This window comes from Streptomyces sp. DH12, assembly GCF_020873895.1.
Classification (GTDB): domain Bacteria; phylum Actinomycetota; class Actinomycetes; order Streptomycetales; family Streptomycetaceae; genus Streptomyces.
This window is the reverse complement of the sequence record NZ_JAHWGT010000071.1, coordinates 1-3823: the sequence shown is the minus strand read 5'-3', so window position 1 is coordinate 3823 and position 3823 is coordinate 1. Positions and strand designations below refer to the sequence as shown.

3 protein-coding genes are annotated in these 3823 nt (G+C 77.9%); all 3 read left to right on the top strand.

Annotation, left to right across the window (positions count from 1 at the left end; translation table 11 throughout):
• Positions 1 to 85 precede the first annotated feature (85 nt).
• The 3 genes from cbiE to LPA54_RS32445 all read left to right on the top strand — a co-directional run bounded on the left by cbiE (position 86) and on the right by LPA54_RS32445 (position 3746).
• Positions 86 to 1333 carry a precorrin-6y C5,15-methyltransferase (decarboxylating) subunit CbiE gene (cbiE, locus tag LPA54_RS32455; protein ID WP_228984370.1) on the top strand — a complete coding sequence of 416 codons (1248 nt, stop codon included), beginning with the start codon at positions 86 to 88 and terminating at the stop codon, positions 1331 to 1333.
• Positions 1330 to 2082 carry a precorrin-4 C(11)-methyltransferase gene (gene cobM / locus LPA54_RS32450; protein WP_228984369.1) on the top strand — a complete coding sequence of 251 codons (753 nt, stop codon included), beginning with the start codon at positions 1330 to 1332 and terminating at the stop codon, positions 2080 to 2082. The genes cbiE and cobM overlap by 4 nt, the downstream gene beginning before the upstream one ends.
• A 278-nt stretch (positions 2083 to 2360) precedes the next feature.
• A complete protein-coding gene (locus tag LPA54_RS32445) occupies positions 2361 to 3746 on the top strand; it encodes a hypothetical protein (protein WP_228984368.1) in 1386 nt (461 codons plus the stop codon).
• Positions 3747 to 3823: the final 77 nt, after the last annotated feature.

Here is a 3823-nt window from a genome sequence, read left to right as displayed (position 1 = left end):
CCCCCTCCCGGGACACCCGCCCGCGGCACCGCCCGCGGCACCCGCCCCCTCACCCCGCACGGACCGGCCGGTAGGGTTCCGGCCCGTGAGCTGCCCGGAGAACCCCCCGCCCGTCACCGTCGTCGGCATCGGCGCCGACGGCTGGGCCGGGCTGTCCGGTACCGCCCGCGACGCCCTGCGCGCCGCGGAGGTCGTCATCGGCGGCGGCGCCCGCCAGCTCGGCCTGCTGCCGGAGGCGGAGGTCACCGCCGAACGCGTCGCCTGGCCCGTACCGCTGCGCCCCGCCGTCCCGCGGCTGCTTGCAGAGCACGCCGGCCGCCGCGTCGCCGTCCTCGCCAGCGGCGACCCGATGTTCCACGGCGTCGGCCGCGCACTCGCCGAGGTCCTGGGCCCGGAGCGGCTGCGCGTCCTGCCGCACCCGTCGTCCGTCGCGTACGCCTGCGCCCGGCTCGGCTGGCCCGTGGAGGACACGGCGACCGTCACGCTGGTCGGCCGCCCCCTCGACACCCTGACCGCGGCCCTCCACGACGGGCGCCGCCTGCTGGTGCTCAGCTCCGGCGCCGCGACCCCCGGCGAGGTGGCCGCCCTGCTGCGGGCCCGCGGGTACGGGCCGAGCCGGCTGCGCGTACTGGAGCAGCTCGGCCACCCCGACCGCGAACGCGTCCTGCACGGCACCGCCGACGCGTGGCCCCACCCGCCGGGCGACCCGCTGAACGTCGTCGCCGTCGACTGCGCCCGCGCCCCCGGCGCGCCGCGCCTGGGCGCCGTACCCGGGCTGCCCGACACGGCGTACGAGCACGACGGGCAGCTCACCAAGCGCCACGTGCGCGCCGCGACGCTCGCCGCGCTGGCGCCCGCGCCGGGCGAGCTGCTGTGGGACGTCGGCGGCGGCTCCGGCTCGATCGGCGTGGAGTGGATGCGCGTCCACCCGACCTGCCGAGCCGTCACCGTCGAACGCGACCCGCAGCGCGCCGACCGCATCGCGCGCAACGCCGCCGCGCTCGGCGTGCCCGGGCTGCGCGTCGTCCGCGCCGCCGCGCCCGCCGGCCTCGCCGGCCTGGAGACGCCCGACGCGGTGTTCGTCGGCGGCGGGCTGACCGCGCCCGGACTGCTCGACGCCTGCTGGGCGGCGCTGCGGCCGGGCGGCCGGCTGGTCGCCAACACCGTCACCCTCGAATCGGAGGCGCTGCTCGCCGACCGGTACCGCCGCCACGGCGGCGAACTGGTGCGGCTCGCGGTCGCGCACGCCGTCCCGGTGGGCGGCTTCACCGGCTGGCGCCAGGCCATGCCGGTCACGCAATGGTCCGTCACGAAGCAGGAGACAGCTGGATGACCGTCTACTTCATCGGAGCGGGCCCCGGCGCCGCCGACCTCATCACCGTGCGCGGCGCCCGCACCCTCGCCGCCTGCGGGGTGTGCCTGTACGCCGGGTCGCTCGTCCCGCGCGAACTGCTCGCCGAGTGCCCGCCGGACGCCCGGCTCGTCGACACGGCCCGCCTCGACCTGGACGCCATCACCGCCGAACTGGTCCGCGCGCACGAGGCGGGCCACGACGTGGCCCGCCTCCACTCGGGCGACCCGTCCGTCTTCAGCGCCGTCGCCGAGCAGATGCGGCGGCTGGACGCGGCGGGCGTCCCGTACGAAGTGGTGCCGGGCGTACCGGCGTTCGCCGCCGCCGCCGCGTCGCTGAAGCGGGAGCTGACCGTGCCGACCGTCGGCCAGACGGTCATCCTGACCCGGATCGCCGAGCAGGCCACGGCCATGCCGGAGGGCGAGGACCTGGCCACGCTCGGCCGCAGCGGCGCCCTGCTGGTGCTGCACCTGGCGGCCCGGTACGTCGACCGGGTCGTCGCCGAACTGACCCCGCACTACGGCGCCGACTGCCCGGCGGCGGTCGTCGCGATGGCCAGCCGCCCCGACGAGGTGGTCCTGCGCGGCACCCTCGCCGACATCGCGGCGGCCACGAAGGAGGCCGGCATCACGCGCACCGCCGTCATCCTGGTCGGCCGCACCCTCGCGGCGACCCAGTTCCGCGACAGCCACCTGTACTCGCCGGAACGCGACCGGCACACCTGCGCCTGAACCGCCCGTGGCCACCGGGGACCGCCCGGGGCCACCAGGGACCGCCGGGCGCCACCCGCCCGGCCGCGATGACAATCCCCACACGGAAAGTCCGGCCCCCGAGGGCAACTGCGCGCCTCGTCCCGCTTTGGCCCCTGGCGGAGCGTCACCTGCCGCGGCGGCGCGGACCGCACCCCGGCCCGCGCACTTCTCCCGGGCGGACCGGCCTCCTTAGGCTCTACCGACCACCGGCGTGACCTGCCGCGTGCGTGACTTCCGCTCCCGGGGAAAGAGCACTCGTGAAGACCAGCCGTACTTTCGCGACCACCGTCGCCACCGCCGTCGCCGCCACCGTGGCCGCGCCCGTCGTCCTGCTCGCCGCGTCGCCCGCCTCCGCCGAGACGGCCGCGCCCGCGGCGCCCGCCGCCCCGACGCCCGGCCCGACGGCGCCGCTGGTGTCCGCGCCGTCCGCGCCGTCCGCGCCGTCCGCGCCGACCGCGCCGACTTCCGTCCGCGCCGCGGGGCGGTCGATCGCGGAGCTGGAGAAGGCCGTCGCCGACGCGCGCAAGGCACTCGACGCGGCCGTCGCCGAACGGGACGCGGCGAGTGACGCGATCGACGCGATGCAGGAGCCCACCGACCCGCACGTGCTGGCGATCGAGGCGGCGAAGAAGGCGGCGACCGCGGCCGCCGAGAAGGCCGCCAAGGCCGAGGAGGCCCTGAAGGCGGCCCGCGAGGCGCTCGCCGCCGTCAGCTCGGACGAGACCGCGACGCCGCAGCAGAAGGAGGACGCGCGGAAGGCCGTCGAGGAGGCCGAGAAGGCCGCCGGGACCGCCGCGGCGGCGAAGGCCGCCGCGGACAGGAAGGTCGTGGACGCGGGCCATGCCCGCGACAACGCCCTGGTCGCCCTCGGCAAGGTCCTCGCCGCCGCCGATACCGCCCTCGCGAAGGCCCGCGCGGAGCTGGCCGCCGCGGAGAAGGCCCTCGCCGAGGCCAAGGACGGCGACCACGGCATGTGCGCCCGCGACGAGACGGCCGTCGCCGAGCTGGTCGGACTGCCCGAGAAGATCGTGGTCGGCAAGCCGGTCGAGCTGACGGTCCGCGTCACCAACACCTCCGACCGGACGATGGACCGCGCCTACGGCCAGGTCGGGCTCGCCTCGGCCTTCCAGGGTGTCGTCCCGCCGTTCGGGCTGGAGTGGACCTCGAAGACCGCACCCGGCTGGAAGAAGGCGAACCCCGAGGGCCTCGCCGTCAACGTCGGCCCGCTGGAGCCCCGCGCCGCCGGCACCTACACCCTGCGCCTGAGCCCGGCCGCCGACGCGAAGGCGTGGAAGGGCCGGATCGAGGTGTCCGCCTGGTACGAGCGCGGCGAGCACTGCGGCGCCAACGAGCGCGTGGTCAGCCACCCGCTGGCGCTCACCCAGGCGCCCACCACGAAGCCCACCCCCACCCCGACGCCGACCCCGTCGCCCAGCGGCTCCCCGAGCCCACAGGGCGGCACGGGCACCACGCCGCTCGGCACGACCACGACCACCACGACCACCGGGACGACGGCCGGGACCCTCGCCAAGACCGGCTCCTCCGACGCCCTGGGCGGCTACGCGCTCGCCGCGGGCGCCGCGATCGTCGTCGGCGCGGGCGCGGTGTCCGCCACCCGCCGCCGCTCCACGACCGGCGCCTGACACACCCGCGCACCCCGCGCGCCACCCCCGGGCCAGGCCCCGGCCGCGACGACCTGCGCGGCCGCGGCCGGGGCCGC

Excerpts from the sequence above, each read along its gene's own strand:
- cobM (WP_228984369.1), top strand. The coding sequence starts at position 1,330 with ATGACCGTCTACTTCATCGGAGCGGGCCCCGGCGCCGCCGACCTCATC.